Here is a 17,979-nt window from a genome sequence, read left to right as displayed (position 1 = left end):
AGGGCAAGCCTGCTGGCGAGTCTAGTGGTTAGTGCAATGCCGCCGGAGCTGCCGGCCTGGGCAGGATGCGGTTTTCCCCGCGGTGCCGGCAAGACTTTTTTTTCGCTGCAGCCGGAGGTCTATCGGCCTCGCACCCGCTTTGATCAGGGGGGACGCCTGCAGCCGGCCCTTTCGGAGTACGGAGAAACCCGCCTCAACCTTTTCGCCGAGACTGGCCTTAGCGATCAGCTCACTCTCAACCTCAACACCAGCTACGTTTTCATCGAAAATCGCTTTTCCAGCGGGGCTGACACCGTTACCCAGCGCAACCAGGGCCTGCGGGATCTGGAACTGGGCCTGCGCCATACTTGGGGGAACGGGGATCCCTTCCTTTCGGCCCAATTGACGGCCTTGATCCCGCCGGGATACGCCACCCGAGACATCCCCCTGCCCTTGGGGTACGGTGTTTTCGGCTACGATCTCAAAGTTGGGGTGGCGGCCAATACCCAGTTGGGATCCCTGCCCGCCTTTTTCGACTCCTGCCTCACGTTCCGAGATTACTTGGGCTATCCCGGGGATCGGGTCAAGGCCAACTTAACCCTTGGGGCCGATTTGACTCCTGAGCTGCAGGCCATCCTGGCCCTGGATGGGGATTTTACGTTGGGCAACGGCGCGCCTTTGTTGTTCGGGGATTTGGCGGTTCAGGATCCCGACTACGACAACCTCAAGCTTTCGGGCCAGCTCAACTGGCGGCTGGAGGGAGGGTTAACGCTGGGCTTGGGGGGGTTTCAGTTCCTGGCCGGTCGCAACACCAATGCCGGCGGCGGCTTTACCGGCTATGTGTGGCTAAGTTACTGAAACCAAACAAAATGTTGCAGGATATCCCCTACGGTAACAGGGATCCGCAGGGGCAGATCTAGGATGAGTCTTGGCAAACTACGGCCCGGAGAACGGATCCCATGTCTCGATTTGAGAACCTCATTGCCGCCATCGATGGCAGCGGCCCCACTGAGCAAATGGTGCATACCCTTCTGTCTCTGCCGGCCTTTGCCCAGTGCCACGTGACATTGCTGCATGCGGTGCCTTCCCAGACCTCTGCCGAGGAGATGCGGGCTGCCTGGCAAAAGGGGCAGGAACTGCTGGCCCAAACCCTGCAGACTTTCCCCCCCCGCCCAGGGCTAAAGATCAGCACGCAACTGGTGGAAGGGGATCCCAAGGTGGTGGTGCTGCAGGTGGCCGAGTCCCTGCCCAATCCGCTGATTGTGATGGGATCCCGGGGGCGCAACCGCATCATGGCCATTTTGCAGAACTCGGTGAGCCAATATGTGTTCCAGCTCGCCTCCTGCCCCATGCTGCTGGTCAAAGACGACGCCTACGTCAAATACCCCAGCCATGTCATGGTGGCCCTCAACAACTCCCCCGCTGCCCAGGCCGCCTTTGCCACGGCCCTGGATCTGGTTGCCGGCATCCCAGGGGCCCAGATCTTTTTGGCCTCGGTGCAACTGGATGCCGATGCCCAAGGCCGGGACGAGGCTTTGGATAAGGCCATTGCCACCCTCAAAAGCCGCCAAATCCCCCACCGGGTGTTTACGGCGGTCGGCGATCCCGGCGCCGAGATCGTGCGCCTGGCGGAAGAGAGCAAGGCCGACCTGCTGGTGATGGGATCCCCAGATCGCCGGCCCAGCATTGCCCGCAGCATCCCCGATTTGGATCGCCTGCTGGGGCGCTCCATCTCCGACTATGTGCGGGTGCACATCGGCTGCCCCGTGCTGATGGTGCGTTCCGTCCAAGACAGCGACTGAGCCAGGCTTCAAGGCAGTATGGAGCGGCGCTCTGTAACTCGGTCGCTCTGCTGCTGGCGATCCGGGCTGACGGCCCAAGCTTCAAAGATCAGCTCAGGGACTCCGGGAGGGATGGTCATGCGGGTGAGGGCTTGCCACTGCCCCTGCTCGTCACGGGAGAAGTCCAGCAACCAACGGGGGCCATCCACCAAAGAGCGAGTGCGCCCGTGCTTCACCCAAAACTTGATCCAAAAAGGGGCTTGATGGCCTGCAGCAGGGTTGGTCGTGGGGGGCAAGCGCAACACCACATCGAAATTGTCTCCGGCTCGGAGTTGCTCGGGCACCACCAGTTGGGGAGCTGGACAAACCCCAGGCGGAGCGGGGGGCAGCAGCGAGTTTTCAGAGGGAGCTACAGGGCTACTCGGGATCCCGGCTGCCGCTCGCGTTGGCAAGATGGCCTCAGCTTGGGGTGGTGGGGAAGGGGAGGAGATGGGCGATGGCAACTCTGCCGTCTCTGCTTCGGGTAGGGGCTGAGCGGAGGGGTTGGGCGCAGATGGCAGGGGATCCTTTTCCGGGAAGGAGCGGAGGGCTTGGGTCTCGGCGGGCTGAACGGGCGAAGCTGAGTCCTCCTCTCGCTGTTGCTCGGCAACGCTGACGGAAATGGGGGCGCTGTGTTGCCAGATGCGCAACAGCTTTTGCAGGGTGCGTTCGGGAGACAGCAAGGTTAAGGGGGGGTCTTCCCGCAACCGGGCCAGTGGGATGTTTGTTGCTCCCCAATACTGACGCGGAGGGGAGGCGGGAGGCAGCTCTCCGCCTTGTTGCTCCGCAACGCTGACGCGAAGGTCTCGACAGCGGACGGAAAACGGAATCGTCAAGGGCTGGGAAGGCCGGTCTGCATCCCGCCAGGAAGAGGGAGTGAGGGCCAGTTCCCCCCGCAAAGGACGGGTCCAAACGCGGCTTGGCAGGGTGATGGGGATGCTGAACACCGCCGTTCGGGCTTCAGCGGGAAATTGAATTAGCCGTTGCCCCTCGAAAACCGTGCTCTCCTCGCCTTCCTGCCAAACCCGTACCCGCAGCTCGCCGCTGCAGCCGATCCGCCCCGTCAACACCAGCACCTCCTCCGGGGATCCCTCCAATTCACTGTGCATTAGGGAAAACAGCTCTGGCGGGATGGCGACCTCTTTTTTCTGGGGGGGCTCAAACCCGGCCTCTTCAGCCACCGGGGCAGGGATCCCTCGTTCCGGCTCCAGAGGGGCAGGCACAACCTGAAAACGGAGACAATTGTTTAACTCGGTTTCGCCGAACAGTTCTGCGATCAAGTCGGCATCTCGGCAGTGCAATTCCCAAAACCCAGGGGTGAGGTGGCTGGCGGGCAAAATAATGCCGATCCCTTCATCGTTGGTGCGCACAGAACGGGTTTGGACTTGTGGGGGAGTCGGGGCGGTGTCAGGGCCCTGATTCTGCGACGACAGAGGACGCTGCCGGACTTCCACCGTGATGGTGAAGTGGGGCTGGGGCGAACGGGCAACAATGGTGTAGGTATCTTCTTCCAGAACTGCGCCCTCGGCTGGTACTGGCTGCCAGTCTTCCTGGCCGTCCCGCCGAACCCAGAAATTTAACATAGCTCCATCACCTTGGTGCTCCGCACTGCTGACGCGAATGGCATGCCAGATACTGAATCAGATCGGCTTGCAAAAGGGTTTGCTGTTGCCCTGTAGGCAGGTGCTTAAGCTGTACCTCTCCGGCCACAGCTTCTGCATCCCCCAGCGTAACAGCCCAAGTTGCGCCGCTGCGGCTGGCCCGTTTGAACTGCTTGCCAAAGGCGCTGCCGCTCAGATCCAGCTCGGTGCAGAAACCAGCTTGGCGCAGCGCTTGAGCGATCCGGAGGGATTGGGCCTCAGCCTTCGCCCCACGGGAGATCACGTAAACCTCGACCGGTGCTGGCGGAGCCTCCCCTTGTTTCTTTTGCAACAGCAGCACCAGCCGCTCCATGCCGACGGCCCAGCCCACCGCTGGGGTAGAAGGTCCGCCCAGCTCTTCCACCAAGCCGTCGTAGCGACCACCCCCACAGACGGTACTCTGGGATCCCAAGTCAGGTGAGACGATCTCAAAGGCGGTGTCGGTGTAGTAGTCCAGGCCCCGCACCAAGTAGGGATCCAACTGGTAGGGAATATCCAACATCTGCAGGTGAGCTTGCACCTGCTCGAAGAAAGCCCGCGATTCTGGGCTGAGGTAATCTGGCAGCTTGGGGGCCCCCTCGGCAATCTCGCGGGTGCGGGGATCCTTGCTGTCTAGAATGCGCAGCGGGTTGCGGGTGAGGCGCTCTTGGGAGTCGGGATCCAGCTTTTCCCGCAAGGGGGTGAGGTAGTCCACCAGGGCCTGGCGATAGGCCCGCCGGTCCTGCGGATCCCCCAAGGAGTTGAGCCGCAAGCTCAGGTTCTCCGCCCCCACCGCCTGCAACAGCTCCCAGGCCAAGGCGATGACTTCCGCATCGGCGCGGGGATCCCGGCTGCCCAGCAGCTCTACCCCCAACTGGTGAAACTGGCGTTGCCGCCCCGCCTGGGGACGCTCATAGCGAAACATCGGCCCACAATACCAGAGGCGTTGCACATCTCCAGCCGTTTGCAGCCCGTGCTGGATGTAGGCCCGCACCACACCTGCTGTGTTCTCTGGGCGCAGGCTCACCTCTTGCTCGCCACGGGTGCTGAAGGAGTACATCTCCTTGCCCACCACGTCGGTGGCACTGCCAATGCTGCGGGCAAAGAGCTCCGTCAACTCCAGGATGGGGGTGCGAATTTCTTGGTAGTTGGCCCGTCCCAGGATCTCTCGGGCGCTGGCTTCCACCTGCTGCCAGAGCCGCACCTCCTGCGGCAGAATATCTCGGGTGCCCCGCACCGCCTGGATCATCTCCATTCTCGTTCTCCCTCCCTGGGGTGGGCCTGGCCGCCTGCTATGCCAATGGCTGTTCTCGTCAAAGGACTCCGTCCCGCTGACGCAAACGGCCTAGTTATTGATTATCGGCGACAACACTCCCCGTCGCTAGCGGAGCCAAATGACCTCGATCCAAGCTCGAGTCCAACCAGGAGTAGGTGGCGGCAATTTGGCTGGTGGCAACAACAGCGGCGGTGGTAGCTCGCAAGATGGTAGGGCCAAGGGAGACGGACACTCCCCCATATTCCTCAGCCTGCCGACGTTCGGCAACCGTCCAGCCCCCTTCTGGGCCAATGGCTATGGCCAAGGCCGGGATCTGCAGCTTTGGCAGGGCCTGCACCAGCAGGGGGGCGTTCTCGCGCGCCACGGCTATACCCCACCAGAAGGACTCCGTCCGAGTAGCGCGAACGGCTTGCAGCTCCGCCAGCCAACTTGTCCAAGGGGTGGGGGGATCGACCTGAGGCCAGCGCAACCGCTCACATTGTTCTGCGGCCTCCCGCACAATTTTTTGCCAGCGTTCCTGCCGCCCAGATCCCGGTTCCAACACGGTGCGCTCCGTCAGCAGGGGAGTAATGCGCGCCGCCCCCAGCTCGGTAACCTGGCGGAGCACCTCGTCAAACCCCTGCCCTTTGACCACCGCCAAGCCCAGATGCAAAAAAACAGGCAATTCCCGCGGCAGCGTCTCCACCTCGCCCACAATTTGGGATCCCTGGGCTTGCCAACGGGCCGCCCACAGCTTGCCTGAGCCGTCCAAAACCAAAAAGAGATCCCCCGGCCTGAGGCGGCGCACCCGCTGCAAGTAGTGCTGTTGCAGACCAGTTAAATGGAGAACACCGCTGGGATCCCGCTGCGCTGGGTCAATCGCCAATCGGGGCAAAGCGCTCAGGTCATGCGTGCGTTCAGACAACACCACTCCCCCCGTCGCCAGAGGGCTGCCACCACCCATTCGTTGGCCTCCAGCATCTCCGCCACCAACTTGGCCTGCTCGATGAGGATGCCGCTGAGGATCAGCCATCCCCCCTCCTTTACCACCAGCCGAAACTCCGGGATCATATCCAGGATCACATCTGCCAGGATGTTGCACACCAACCCATCCACCATTTCGGGAATCTGCTCCAGGCTGCCCTGAGCGACCACAATGCGATCCGTCAGGCCGTTGAGATCGCGGTTGTGCATCGTGGCTTGCACCGCCAGGGGGTCGATGTCCACCGCAAACACCCGCTTCACCCCCAACAGGGCCGCCGCCAACGACAGAATCCCGGATCCACAGCCCACATCGGCCACAGTCACTCCCTCGGCACCCCCGCCGCCCTCCAGGCGCATCTCCAGCGACTCCAGACAGAGCTGCGTGGTGGGGTGAGTGCCCGTGCCGAAGGCCATACCGGGATCCAGCCGCAACAGGTGCCGACCGGGGTGAGGGGGCGGATCCAGCCAGGCCGGACAAATGAGCAACTTATCCCCGACCCATTGGGGCTGCCAGTGCTGCTTCCAACTGCTGCTCCAATCTTCCGCCTCTATGCGTTCCCAGCGCAGCTTCGGAACCCGCTGACCGGCAATGAGGGCATCTTGCTGCAGGCGCAGGGAGAGGGCTGCCAAATCCAGGAGGCTGACGTGAGGCCAAGGCAAATAGGCGTGAATGCAAATCTGATCTTCGCCATAGGCTTGGCTGGTCATGCCCCGACAGCCAAAACTCTCCAGCCGCCAAAAGATCAGGTCTTCTTGGGCAGGGGAAGTGATGAGACTGAGATCCCACCAGGCTCCACCGGGATCCGGCGCTTGTGCGGGCGAAAATGGGGTGGGATCGGCAACAGTTCTGCTCACAGGGATCCCTTCACAAACCTAGGGAAAAACCAAAGTGATGGCCAACAAGATAGCGCTTCATGTCACCCAGCCGGCCAGCACTCAATGCGGCACTTTATATCAAAAATTGCAGCGCTCTGCTCAATTCATAGTTTAGGCTTATTCTGGCTATTCTGGGATTGAAAGGCTCACAGCGTCGGTTCAGCAGCGAAGAAGGGAAGGATCCCCCCAATTGGGGGATGCCCCCACTGGCTCCTCAGATGCCCAGCTTAGCCCTATGAGATAAATTGAACTGAAAAGCATTGGATAAGAATTGGATACAGCGTCGACATTCGTTTCGAGCCTCAGTGATTTTGCGGATAAATGAGGTTTGGCTGGGGCGTACTGAGCAACGATGGAGAAGGAGCAACGCAGGTGGCGAGGTCGATGTCAACTGATGAGCAATCAGCACAGCAGGGCACTCCCCAGCCCAAGGTGGCTTCTCTAGGAGTTGCCGGGGATCGGGAAGCGCGGAAGAGGGCTGCCCATGAAGATCTTCAGCCGCTCAAAGTCAGCACCCGCAAGGACTCCGTCCCGCTGACGCGATCCGCTCTGATGCGGCGTTTTAACCAGAGCTTTCCGCCTTTTTACAGCCAGTTTGTCAGCAGCGAGGTGCAGGCCCAAAATCTGCGCTTGGCTTACACCCTCTACCAGACCCGCAAGGCGGTGGTACAGGTGCAGGACGAAGGTCGCAAGACGGTGGTCTGTCTGGCCTACCGCAACCGACCTTCTCTGCTCAGCGATCTGTTTGGGGTGTTCACTGCTTTTAATCTCTCGGTGCATGGCATTCATCTCTATGGGCAAATCTACTCACCACACCTGGTGTTTATCCGCACCATCGTCTCCCGCGATGGCCACAGCCTATCTTCCCAAACCAAGCTCAGTCTAGAACGGGCTATTCACGAATGCCTGGCGGGTGTGTTTCGCGTTCATGAAACCTTGGCGCTGGAGTTTGATCTGAAGGCCGGACTAAAAGACGTGCAGGTTTCTTTTTATTTTGACCCGGTGTTTCATTTGCCCACACTTCTGGTGGATGTGGACAACCAGCCGGGCGCGTTTTACCGGGTGATGACGGCCCTCGCGCAGGAGGATTTGACCGTTGTTAACCTCAACTTGATGCTCCGCCGCAAGCAGACGCGCTTTATTTTCTACTTGCTGGGGCCGGATTCAACTCCAGCCATGCCGGAGTTCCTGGGGCAAAAATTGGCCTTGAGCATCCAGCAGCGGCTGCAAGGGGATCCCGCCTAGATCTGCACGGGACTGGGAGGCAAGTCAAAAAGGACGGTGTTCATGTAGCGCTCTGCCCAGGCGGGGCCAAAAGCTTTTTCCAAAACGCGGCGGGTGCGGTCGTTCTGCTGTTGCTGGCTGCAATAGCGCTGCTGCCCCTGGTAGTGGGCCAAAATTTGGCCGGGATCCGTCTGTGGGGGGATCTGCTGCGCCAGCCGGCAGTGAATTTCCAGGAAACGGCAGGCAAAGTGTAAAAAGCGCTCGGCCTCTGCTTCGTCGGCAGGACGCACGAACAGACAGTAGGGAGAAAAAATCGTGCCCCACTCCGGCAACCGGCGCCGGTGTTGGAAAGGGACGAGATGGGATCCCAACGCTTCCAGCTCCTGGATATAGAGATCGGGCAAGCTGGGGGTCACCGGCGAGAGATCGACAATGGCGGCGCTCACCTGTCCGCGACCGACCACAATGTCGCAACCGAACAGCGGCAGCGGGTACTGCGGCTGCGGAAACATAACGCAATGGAGAATGTCCAGGCTTTGCCCGGCCTGGGCCAGCTCCAGGTGCAGCTTGCGAAAGGGATCCCCTTGGTAGCAGCGGTTTTCAATTTGCAATTTCTCACCCTCTAGGCGGCCTTCCACGTAGCCCAGATCTTCAGGCAGAGGATAGGGGGCTAGGGTGAGGGTAGATCCCCAAACGTTCAGGATTGCCTCAGATAAGCCCTGAATGAGCGGATGCAGTTGGGCAGAGAGAGCAGGAGCGGTGAACATAAGACTCTAGAAGAAAGGCCAAGAACCCCATCCAACCTTGACCTTGGCTCCATGCCAAAGTGTTATGGGGGAACCGCACCGCTGATGCGAAGGGCTTGGGTGGGATCCCCAAAAATCCCAGAGGCCCTAGCTGGGCAAGGCGTTCTAAAACTGTATGCCTGAAGACGGAAGGGGTGGGATTCGAACCCACGGTGACCTTGCAGTCACAACGCTTTTCGAGAGCGTCACAATCAACCACTCTGTCACCCTTCCAGTCAGCTGTGGGGCTTTACCATCTTAACGGCAAACCGAGTCTCCTGCTTCTTCCCAGCCTCAAAGCCAAGCTTGCTTCCCCCACGGGATGCGGTTGATGGGAAAGTGCTCCGCACCGCTGGCGGGAACGCCCAGATGAGATCATGGAGATATGGCTGCTCTATCCATTCACCACTTTCGCCAGGCCAAACAGGCGGGTCAACCTTTGGTGGCCCTCACGGCTGCCGACTACGCCACCGCTCAGATTTTGGATCAGGCTGGGATCGACTTGATCCTGGTGGGCGACAGCTTGGCCATGACCCACTTGGGGTATACCAGCACCCTGCCCCTGACGCTGGAACAGATGCTCCATCACGCCCAGGCGGTGCGCCGCGGGGTAGAACGGGCCTTTTTGGTGGCCGACTTGCCCTTCTTGACTTATCAAGTCCACAAAGAACAAGCTCTCCTCTCAGCAGGGCGGTTGATGAAGGAGGCAGGAGTCAACGGGGTCAAGCTGGAGGGGGGCTACCCCGACATGGTGGAAACGGTGGCCTTTCTGGTGCAGCGGGGGATCCCGGTTTTGGGTCATATCGGCCTCACTCCGCAGGCCAAACATCAACTGGGAGGCTATCGCCAGCAGGGAAAAACCACTCCGGAGGCGGAGCGTCTGCGACAAGAGGCCCTCAGCCTGGAACAAGCAGGGGCATTTGCCCTGGTTCTGGAGCACATGCCGGCGGAATTGGCTGCCCAAATCTCAGCCCAGGTGGGGATCCCAACCCTGGGCATTGGAGCCGGGCCGGCCTGCGATGGGCAGATTTTGGTCACCCACGACCTGCTGGGGCTGAGCGAGCGGCTCCCCCCTTTTGCCAAGGCCTATACCAATTTGAGACAGGCGATCCGAGAAGCAGTGGAAGCTTTCGCCGACGATGTTCGCCAAAAAGTATTTCCCCCCCGCTGATCCCTTTCAAAATCCGGGCAAAAGTGCTACGCCTACGACACCCTATGTTGCTACGCAACGCTTATGCGAGCCGGAACCGCACCGCTTTCTCAAGGCTGGACAAGGATAGGGCGACCTCAGGGATCCCTGAGCAGCACCGTCCCGGTCACCACAGCGCTTTGGCCCAACCGGTCGAAGACCCGCAAACTGACTAGGTAGGAGCCGGGCACCAAGCTTAGGGGAGGACGAATGCGGAAGCGGGTTGTACAAGACACCTCTCCCGACACACAATTCACCTGCGCTGCCGAGAGCGTCTGAACCTCAATCCCCGACCACGACACCTGAAACGCCAGCTCCGCCGGGATCCGGCCCGGCACCGATACCGAGACCCCCAGCTCCAAAAAGCCGTTCCGATTCACCACAGAAGGAATATCGCTGCTGGTGATCAAAGGCGGCGGCGGAGTACTGGCCGTCAGCGCATCGGCACCACAACCGACCAAGGCCACACCCAGCAGGCCCAGCACCCATCCCCAAGGTTTGGATCCCAGCTTCATCACAGGGTTCATCTGAAAACTCACCTTCTCAGTATAGAGGGCGGGGGCAACAGAGTTAGTGTTGGTTCTGGGAAAAGCTAAAAATTTACACTACAGATAGTGGCGAGCTGGATTTTCATCCAGACCATCTGCTACAGTAAGGCCCATAACCTGTCGAGCAGCCTGGATATGGAAGGGGAAGAGGAGCTAAAAGCCTTGCGGGCGCGGGTGCGCAACCTAGAGCGATCCCTCGCCGAATCGGAAGCGCTGTCATTGCAGCAGATTGAGTGCATCCATCGCCTGGAACATCAACTGCTGGAAGCACAGGCCCAGATTCAAGAGCGGGATCAAGCTTTGCAAGCGTGTCAAGAGGAGAAAGCGCGGCTGGCCCAGCGCCCTACCCCAGAGGCTTTTCAGCTTCAGCAACAGCACATCGAAGAACTGCAGAATCTCCTGTGGGAAATGGAGCGCCGTCCAACGCTGGAGCACTACCACATTCTGCAGCAGCAGTTGCAAACCAGTCAGACGGAAATTGAAACCCTCAAGGCGGAATTGCAGCGGCGCGTCGATCCGGCCCGATTTTACCAACTGCAGCAGGAGCTCCTGGAGCTGAAACAGCAGGCCAACCAATTGGGAGAATACGCCGTCAAGTTGCCGCAGGTGCAGCTTTTGCAAGCCCAACTGCAGCTCCGTGTACAGCAGCTAGAGGAGGAAAAAGCACAATTGCAAGCGCAAATCCAAGAGTTGGCTGCTCGACCTTCTGCACAAGAACTGGAAACCCTACGGGCGGAGCTAGAGGCTGCCCACCGCCAAGCGGAAGCCGAATGGCAGCGTTTGAAGACCCATCTGGAAACCGAAAAGGCACACATGGAAGCTGACCTGAACACCGCCCGGCAACGTATTCGCGAACTGGAAGAGCGTCCTACCCCAGAGCAATGGGCACGCTTGCAGGCGGAGCTGGATCATCTGCGCCAACAGGCCTCTTTTGCCAAGGCCGAGCGGGCCACCTTGCTGGAAGAGCTGCAGCAGAGTCAGCGGCAGCAGGCCGAGCAAGCCCAACAGATTGCCAAGCTGGAAGCGGAAGCAGCCCAGGCCGCCCACCTCAGGGAAACAGAGTCCTCACAGGCGCAGCGAATCCTTGCCCTGGAGGAGCAGGTGCAGGCTTTGACCCGCGAGCTTGGTGCTTTGCGAGCCGAGCGGGATCAGCTCATGCAAGAGTTGGCCCAGCGTCCCACCCTTGCCCAGTGGCAGGAAGTTCAGCAGCAGGTGCAGGACACCCGAGAAAGCCTGGAAGCAGCCCGGCGGGGGCGAGAACTGGCCGAGGCCCATCATCTGGTCAGCCAAAAGCAAATCGAGAAGTTGCAGCAGCAGGTGATGGCTTTGAAAACCGAGTGTGTGCAGGCCCACGCCTACGCGCAAACCCAAGAAAAGGAAGTGGCCCTGCTGCAGCAGCGCAATCAAGAACTGGAAGAGCAACTGGCCACACTGCGTCAGTCGGCCTCCGCTTCCCCTCAGCCAGCGGTTGTCGAGCCCAGGTCGAATCATCGGGCCCAGGAACGGATTCCTGCCGCGGCTGACGAGTCTGCTCCTTCCCCGGCCACCACCTGGAGAACACCCACCCCAGGGATCCCGCCGCTCACCCTGGACGAGCGGGAAGAAAGTGCCCCGCTCGGCTGGCGCCAACGGACAGAAAGGCTCCTGAAACGCTCCGCTTTGGCCGCTTCACGGGCAGGAGGGGAAACGGGCAGTCGCAACCGGATTGAGTTGCCGACTTTTGTGCAGCGGCGGCCCTACTGAGCGCTCCATTCTCGGGGATCCAACCGTTCTCCAGCTTGAAAACGAGGCCAAGCCCAGCGCAACAGGGCTCCCAGCTGGGCATGAAACCGCTCTGGGGCAAATTGCAGAGCATGGGCCCGAATCCGCTGCGGATCCCATTCCTGTCGATCCGCCTGCCGCAGCCCTTCCACCAGCGCTTCCACACTGGCCTCGGGAATGAGGATGCCGGTTTGGCCGTGGATGACCGTCTCTTGGGCACCTCCCCGGTTGAGGGCAACCACGGGGCGGCCGCAGGCCTGGGCCTCCACTGCCACTAGGCCAAAATCCTCCTCCCAGGGGAACAGCAGCAGCCGGCAATTGGCTAGCAGTTCCCGGAAACGATCGGGGGGCTGATGGGGCAAAAACTCCACCTGCGGCCCCGCCAGTCGCTTGAGCCGAGCCAGCTCCGGCCCTTCGCCCACAACCAGCAGCCGACGACCCAGCCGTTCACAGGCGGCAATCGCCAGATCCACCCGTTTGTAGGGCACCAGTCGGCCTGCCACCAGGTCATAATCGGCGCTGGGATCCGCCACCGGCTCCAACCCCTGCAGCGGAACGGGCGGATAAATGACCACAGCCTCGCGGCGATAGAGCTTGGCAATGCGGCGGCGAATGTGCTGGGAGTTGGCGATCAACAGATCTGGACGTTGAGCTGCCAGAAAATCCCATTGGCGCAAGCGGTGCAGCAGCCATTGGCCAATTGCGCCAACAGGCCCGCTTCTCCCCAGCCCTTCTCGCTGCAGATACAGCTCCCGGTTCTCCCAGAGGTAACGGGTGGGGCTGTGGATGTAGCTCAGGTGCAGGGTAGAGGCTCCCGTCAGGATCCCTTTGGCAAAGGCGTGGCTGCTGGAGATCACACAGTCATAGCCGGAGAGGTCGAAGCTCTCATAGGCCAACGGCATCCAGGGCAGCAGATACTTGAGGCGGGCATGGTAATCAGGGCGCAGCACCCCCAGCCACTTGGCCCAGCCTTGCAAAAAGGAGGTGTGAATTGTCAGCTCCTGCCAGCTCGGCGGCAGGGTGTGAGCCGAGAAGAGACTAACGTAAAGGGGGGCCTGGGGGGCAAAGGCCACCAGCTCCTGCAGAACCTTTTCCGATCCCCCCGGCCAGATCAGGTACTCATGCACCAACGCCAGGCACCCAGGCCAAGCGAATGCTGGCCCGGGAGAGGGGGAAAGGCCACAGGAAGGGATCCCCAAGGCTCAGGCACTGTCAGGACTTGGCAGAGCGGCGCTTTTTGCCAATTGGGCCGCTCACCTGCTTGGCTTTCTCGTCGATCCGCTCATTGATGTAGTTGTAGATCTCGCGGAAGCGAGGCAGGGCCCGCATCTCCAGGCGACTGCCGTCCTTGAGGGTGAGCACCATGTCTCCCCACACGCCCAAGCCACGGGGCACCATAACCACCTTGGCAATCTCGCCGTAGATTACATCTGAGCGCTCCTTGCCGCCCCATCCCCCAATCACGGTGATGCGACGATTGGTAATCCGATAGTGTACCCACAGCTTACGCACCAGTGCCCCCACAAACAGAGGCAAGCCGACAAGTGTAGCCCCAATGAAGGAGTTCAACACCAAATCGCCACTGTGGGGGCCGCCCTCAAAAAAAACCTCCTCTTGCACCGCCATGCAGAGCACCGTCCGGTTGTTTAGAGTGTTGCCGTTAACGATCTTAAACGATTTCTCAGCTTTCCCCAACTGGGGCTAACGGCAGGTTCGGGATTGGTTGACATTCTCCCTGCCCCGGAGGGCAAGGGTTCTTTCCCAGGTCGCAGGATGACTCCCACTTCCTGGGCTACCTCATCCTTACGGATGAAGGGGGATGCCATGACCCCAACCACTGGGATGAACTCCCAGATACTTCTTCTGTTGACACTACGCCCTATTCAAGTTGGCGGAGTTTGCTCAGCACCACAGCACAAAGCCGACCTCAAGGGCGGGGCCTGCAACCCAGTTTTCTTGGTCAACCTGTTGTTGCCTTGGCACAGGAAATTTTCTGAAAATGCCGGGCCAACCCCGATAGGCTTAACTGCCTGGGTAGAGCGGTGTGCCGCAGCGCTTGCAGAATTGGGCATCCCCATCGTGCTGGGAGAGGCCACAGCCTGGGCAGGCCCATTGCACCGAGTTGCCGCTTTTCACCAATTGTTTGATCAGCTCCCCCACTTGCCAGGGAATTAGAGCGATCCCCGTCAGGATCATCAGCACCGTCAGCAGCCGGCCCAGCTCAGAAGTGGGGGTGAGATCCCCAAACCCCACCGTGGTCATGGTAACGACGGAAAAGTAGAAAGCATCCAAAAAGGTGGCAAAAGCGCCAGGATTCACTGGATGTTCTACCTGGTAGATCAGCCCAGAGTAGACGAAAACAATGGCAAAGAGGGTGAAGAAAATGCGCAGCAAAATGCGGCTATCGGCGGAGATCACTTGCCCAAACAGGGTTTTGCCCTCCACCAAGCGCAGCAGCCGCAGGATGCGAAACCAGCGCAAGAGGCGGATGAAGCGAATATCGGTTAGCCCGGCAAAAAAGGGCAAAATGGCCAGCAAATCGATGAGTGAATAGAGGCTGAAGACGTAGCGCAGCTTTTGCGGGGCCGCCGCCAGGCGGAGCAGATATTCCACCACAAACAGGCCGAGAATGAGGCGATCCACCCGCTCCAGCCCAAGACGCACCTCAGGGGGAACGGGATAGGTTTCCACCACAAAGAAGGTGGACGAACAGAAAACCAGCGCCGCCACCAGCAAGTTCACCCAGCGGCTTTCCGGAGTGTCTTGATCCCCCCAATAGCGCTGGAGGATCCCAGAATGGGCAAGATCGAGATCAGCTTGGGTGGGGAGAGTGGTCACAAACGGGATCCAGCTGGGAAGATATCGAGAGAGTTTCCTTTCAACGCCCATCAGGCGCATACTAACTAAGCTAATGGAAACTAGCTCACAGAGCGAACTTCCCCTAAGCAAACGTCCAGGCTTTGGGTGTTAATTAGGTGTTGAGTCGATGTTGCCTCCTATCGTACTGGCCTCGCAATCCCCTGCCCGCCGCCAATTGTTAAAGGCTGCCGGGATCCCCCATCGCGTTCAACCCAGCTACTTCGACGAAAGCCAAATCCAGAGCTCTAATCCGGTGGAGCTGGTGCAGAAGCTGGCCTCGGCGAAAGCCGAAGTGGTGGCGGCCCAGCAACGGGAGCCCGTCTTGGTCGTGGGGGCCGACTCCGTGCTCTACCTAGATGGCGAGATCCTGGGCAAGCCGGCCAATGCTCTGGAGGCGGAACGGCGCCTGCGGCAAATGCGGGGCGAAGTGGGAGAGCTCTACACAGGCCATGCCTTGATTGACACGAAGCAGAACCGCCGCCTCACCCACTATGCGGTGACGCGGGTGTTTTTTGCCAAGCCCAGCGACGAGGAAATCCGCGCCTATGTGGCCACCGGTGAGCCGCTCAATTGTGCTGGCTGTTTTGCCATCGATGGCCGCGGCAGCCTGTTTGTGGAGCGGATCGAGGGGTGCCCCGGCAATGTTATCGGGCTGAGCTTGCCCCTGCTGCGGCGCATGATGCAGGAGTTGGGCTATTCCCTCACAGATGCTTGGAGCTAGCCGTCGAGGTGTTGCTTGAGCAGGTCGTTGGCCAGCTTTGGATCTGCCCGTCCCTGAGTTTTTTTCATCAATTGCCCGACAAAGTAGCCGAAGAGCTTGGTTTTGCCCCCCCGATACTGCTGCAGTTGCTCGGGGTTTTCTGCCAGCACCTCGGCGATCATCTGCCCCAGCAGAGCGCTATCCGAGATTTGGGTCATGCCTTTGGCTTCCACCAGGGCGCGGGCCGACCCGCCTTTTTCCAGCAGTTCCGGCAGGATCTCCTTGGCGATTTTGCTGGAGATGGTGCCCTGCTCGATGAGGCCAATCAGCTCGGCCAGGGTTTCCGGCTTCAGGGCAATGTCGGGATAGTCCAGCTTGTGGGTGTTGAGGTAGCTGGCGATGTCGCTCATCATCCAGTTGGCGGCTGCTTTCGGGTCGGCACCGGCGGCGATCACGGCTTCAAAGTATTCGGCGGTGTTGCGTTCATCGCTGAGGTAGCGGGCATCGTACACCGAGAGGCCGTACACCTCCTGATAACGTCGCCGCTTCACACCGGGCAATTCCGGCAGCTCTGCCTGCCAGCGGGTTTTCTGCGCTTCGGTAACGCGAATGGGCGGCAGATCGGGCTCGGGGAAATAGCGATAGTCGCTGGATCCCTCTTTCTTGCGCATGCTGATGGTGCGCTGGCTGTTTTCTTCCCAGAGGCGGGTCTCTTGCACGATCCGCTCGCCCGCCTCCACAGCCTTGACTTGGCGGTTGAACTCGTACTCGATGGCCCGTTGGATGGCGTTGAAGGAGTTCATGTTTTTAATTTCCACCTTCGTGCCAAAGGTCTGGGATCCCAGCGGACGCACCGAGATGTTCACATCACAGCGCAGGGATCCCTCCTGCAGGTTGCCATCGCACAGCCCGGCATAGCGCAGGATGCGGCGCAGCTCTTGCACATACTCGGCTGCCTCTTCCCCGCTGCGGATGTCCGGCTCGCTGACGATCTCGATGAGGGGAACCCCCGCCCGGTTGAAATCCACCAAAGAGTAGCTGGATCCCGATAGGCGGTCGCTGCCAGCGTGGACCAGCTTGCCCGCATCTTCTTCCATGTGCAGACGGGTGATGCCGATGCGCTTGGTACGACCGTCGCTGAGCTGGATCTCAATCCAGCCGTGGGTAGCAATCGGCAGGTCGTATTGGGAGATTTGGTAGTTTTTGGGCAAGTCGGGGTAAAAGTACTGCTTGCGGTCGAACTTGCTGTAGGGGGCAATGGTGCAATTCAAGGCCAAACCCGCTTTGACCGCGTACTCCAGCACCTTTTCGTTGAGCACCGGCAGGGTGCCGGGCAGGCCCATGCAGATGGGGTCAATCTGGGTGTTGGGGGGAGCGCCAAAGGCTGTCGCGCTGCTGGAGAAGATCTTGGAGCGAGTGCTGAGCTGGCAGTGAACTTCCAGCCCAATCACAGCTTCGTATTGCACTTTGGCGGGGGCAGCAACAGTCATGGGATGGGAAAAACTTGCGGTGTAACCATTCTAGTGCGACCTTGGGGGATCCCAGCTCACAGACAGTTTCTGGGGACGGCAGCCCAGAACCCAGGACGAGGCCGGAGCAGCCCAGCTTGAAGCAGATCCTCAGAACAGCGAAACTTCCTCAAACGGTAGGGCGAATCTCAAAAGTGGGTAGACCTTCCGGCGGCTCGGAACGTTGCTCAATGGCCTCCACAACCGAACCGGGGCTGCCCTGTTGGCACCAGCGCAGCATGGCCTCCACCGCAGCAGGGGATCCTTCAAAAACGGCCTCGACGCGACCATCCCGCAAGTTGCGCACCCAGCCGCCAACACCGGCATTGCGGGCCATGGCTTCGGTGTGGGCGCGAAACCCCACCCCCTGAACCCGCCCCCGTACCCAGACGTGAACGCGAACCCTGTCACTCATGCCGACGGGGATCCCTCCGTTGTGCTGCAGGGTTCTGGCGACTCGGTCGGCTCCTCCGGAGTCTCTGAGGTCTGCCGATCCAGCCACCCCACAAGAACGTTGACCAGGGCAACCAAGCCTAGGAGCCCCAGCGAGATCCCACAGGCATACCCAATCGCTTGCCACAGCACGGAAGACATGAACCCAACCTCACGAACGCTTGTGCAGAGGATCCCACCCTTCATGCACCGTGACATCCTCCCGGCGCTCGTCCTACGGACAGAGCGCGGGCCACCCTTCCCGTCAGCAGGACGGAGTCCTTACCTCGCGGCTGGGCATTCCTGCCCCACGCCACTTGTCTGGGTCTACAACCCCCGACAAAACGACTGGACAGGTGGTTCCCCTTCCCCAGCCTCCCTGGCTACTGCCAGCTTGCAAAACAAGTCTAATCCACAGGGAACGGTGCATCGGCAGGCAG

18 protein-coding genes and 1 tRNA gene are annotated in these 17,979 nt (G+C 60.3%); 6 read left to right on the top strand and 13 right to left on the bottom strand.

All coding sequences use genetic code 11. The features are described from left to right. Positions 1-24 precede the first annotated feature (24 nt). The gene (locus tag NW834_RS00975) at positions 25-837 is read left to right on the top strand and encodes a hypothetical protein (RefSeq protein ID WP_414418839.1); all 813 of its coding nucleotides are present in this window, start codon (positions 25-27) and stop codon (positions 835-837) included. A gap of 101 nt (positions 838-938) precedes the next feature. Continuing rightward, on the top strand, positions 939-1,781 hold the full coding sequence (locus NW834_RS00970) for a universal stress protein (RefSeq protein WP_414418840.1): 843 nt from the start codon (positions 939-941) through the stop codon (positions 1,779-1,781). Positions 1,782-1,789: 8 nt separating this feature from the next. Here NW834_RS00970 and NW834_RS00965 read toward each other — a convergent pair whose 3' ends face one another. The 4 genes from NW834_RS00965 to prmA form a co-directional block, all read right to left on the bottom strand. Then, entirely contained in the window at positions 1,790-3,382 is a 1,593-nt protein-coding gene (locus NW834_RS00965; RefSeq protein WP_414418841.1) for a hypothetical protein, read from the bottom strand. A 7-nt stretch (positions 3,383-3,389) separates the two neighbouring features. Continuing rightward, positions 3,390-4,673, bottom strand: a complete 1,284-nt coding sequence (gene hisS / locus NW834_RS00960; RefSeq protein ID WP_414418842.1) for a histidine--tRNA ligase — start codon at positions 4,671-4,673, stop codon at positions 3,390-3,392. Positions 4,674-4,767: 94 nt separating this feature from the next. Next, entirely contained in the window at positions 4,768-5,601 is an 834-nt protein-coding gene (locus tag NW834_RS00955) for a 16S rRNA (uracil(1498)-N(3))-methyltransferase (protein ID WP_414418843.1), read from the bottom strand. Further along, positions 5,574-6,404 carry a 50S ribosomal protein L11 methyltransferase gene (prmA, locus tag NW834_RS00950; RefSeq protein ID WP_414418846.1) on the bottom strand — a complete coding sequence of 277 codons (831 nt, stop codon included), beginning with the start codon at positions 6,402-6,404 and terminating at the stop codon, positions 5,574-5,576. Before prmA ends, NW834_RS00955 begins: the two co-directional genes overlap by 28 nt. A gap of 513 nt (positions 6,405-6,917) precedes the next feature. On the opposite strand from prmA, the gene NW834_RS00945 reads away from it, so the two are divergent. After that, on the top strand, positions 6,918-7,778 hold the full coding sequence (locus NW834_RS00945; protein ID WP_414344749.1) for a hypothetical protein: 861 nt from the start codon (positions 6,918-6,920) through the stop codon (positions 7,776-7,778). Here NW834_RS00945 and NW834_RS00940 read toward each other — a convergent pair. Continuing rightward, positions 7,775-8,524, bottom strand: coding sequence for a phycocyanobilin:ferredoxin oxidoreductase (locus tag NW834_RS00940; RefSeq protein ID WP_414344751.1), 750 nt, complete (start codon positions 8,522-8,524; stop codon positions 7,775-7,777). The two genes, NW834_RS00945 and NW834_RS00940, sit on opposite strands and share 4 nt — an antisense overlap. Before the next feature lie 165 nt (positions 8,525-8,689). Next, a tRNA-Ser gene (locus NW834_RS00935) sits at positions 8,690-8,776 on the bottom strand. Positions 8,777-8,927: 151 nt separating this feature from the next. On the opposite strand from NW834_RS00935, the gene panB reads away from it, so the two are divergent. Beyond that, positions 8,928-9,713: a 3-methyl-2-oxobutanoate hydroxymethyltransferase gene (gene panB, locus NW834_RS00930; protein ID WP_011432343.1), complete on the top strand. Its 786-nt coding sequence runs from the start codon at positions 8,928-8,930 to the stop codon at positions 9,711-9,713. Positions 9,714-9,829: 116 nt separating this feature from the next. Here panB and NW834_RS00925 read toward each other — a convergent pair whose 3' ends face one another. Further along, complete coding sequence (locus NW834_RS00925; protein WP_414418844.1) at positions 9,830-10,258, bottom strand: hypothetical protein; 429 nt, start codon at positions 10,256-10,258, stop codon at positions 9,830-9,832. Between the two features lie 156 nt (positions 10,259-10,414). Between NW834_RS00925 and NW834_RS00920 the strand changes: the two genes are divergently transcribed. Next, complete coding sequence (locus NW834_RS00920) at positions 10,415-12,022, top strand: hypothetical protein (protein WP_414344756.1); 1,608 nt, start codon at positions 10,415-10,417, stop codon at positions 12,020-12,022. Here the strand turns inward: NW834_RS00920 and NW834_RS00915 are convergent. The 3 genes from NW834_RS00915 to NW834_RS00905 form a co-directional block, all read right to left on the bottom strand. Continuing rightward, the gene (locus tag NW834_RS00915) at positions 12,016-13,167 is read right to left on the bottom strand and encodes a glycosyltransferase (protein ID WP_414418847.1); all 1,152 of its coding nucleotides are present in this window, start codon (positions 13,165-13,167) and stop codon (positions 12,016-12,018) included. The two genes, NW834_RS00920 and NW834_RS00915, sit on opposite strands and share 7 nt — an antisense overlap. A gap of 85 nt (positions 13,168-13,252) precedes the next feature. Further along, complete coding sequence (locus tag NW834_RS00910; RefSeq protein WP_011432347.1) at positions 13,253-13,666, bottom strand: PH domain-containing protein; 414 nt, start codon at positions 13,664-13,666, stop codon at positions 13,253-13,255. A gap of 396 nt (positions 13,667-14,062) precedes the next feature. After that, the gene (locus NW834_RS00905) at positions 14,063-14,878 is read right to left on the bottom strand and encodes an ion transporter (RefSeq protein WP_414412898.1); all 816 of its coding nucleotides are present in this window, start codon (positions 14,876-14,878) and stop codon (positions 14,063-14,065) included. Between the two features lie 148 nt (positions 14,879-15,026). Here NW834_RS00905 and NW834_RS00900 point away from each other — a divergent pair, with 148 nt between their 5' ends. Continuing rightward, positions 15,027-15,620 (top strand): Maf family protein, encoded by a 594-nt coding sequence (locus tag NW834_RS00900; protein WP_414412897.1) that lies wholly within the window; start codon positions 15,027-15,029, stop codon positions 15,618-15,620. Here the strand turns inward: NW834_RS00900 and gatB are convergent. From gatB to NW834_RS00885, 3 genes are all read right to left on the bottom strand, one after another. Beyond that, positions 15,617-17,089 (bottom strand): Asp-tRNA(Asn)/Glu-tRNA(Gln) amidotransferase subunit GatB, encoded by a 1,473-nt coding sequence (gene gatB, locus NW834_RS00895; protein WP_011432351.1) that lies wholly within the window; start codon positions 17,087-17,089, stop codon positions 15,617-15,619. The two genes, NW834_RS00900 and gatB, sit on opposite strands and share 4 nt — an antisense overlap. Before the next feature lie 148 nt (positions 17,090-17,237). After that, positions 17,238-17,522: an acylphosphatase gene (locus NW834_RS00890; protein ID WP_414351467.1), complete on the bottom strand. Its 285-nt coding sequence runs from the start codon at positions 17,520-17,522 to the stop codon at positions 17,238-17,240. Then, on the bottom strand, positions 17,519-17,701 hold the full coding sequence (locus NW834_RS00885) for a hypothetical protein (RefSeq protein WP_041436250.1): 183 nt from the start codon (positions 17,699-17,701) through the stop codon (positions 17,519-17,521). Before NW834_RS00885 ends, NW834_RS00890 begins: the two co-directional genes overlap by 4 nt. Positions 17,702-17,979: the final 278 nt, after the last annotated feature.

Origin of the sequence: Synechococcus sp. R60.1 (genome assembly GCF_047461835.1) — a bacterium.
Classification (GTDB): Bacteria; Cyanobacteriota; Cyanobacteriia; order Thermostichales; family Thermostichaceae; genus Thermostichus.
The sequence above is the reverse complement of the archived record's forward strand: the minus strand, read 5'-3'. Positions and strand labels throughout refer to the sequence as shown.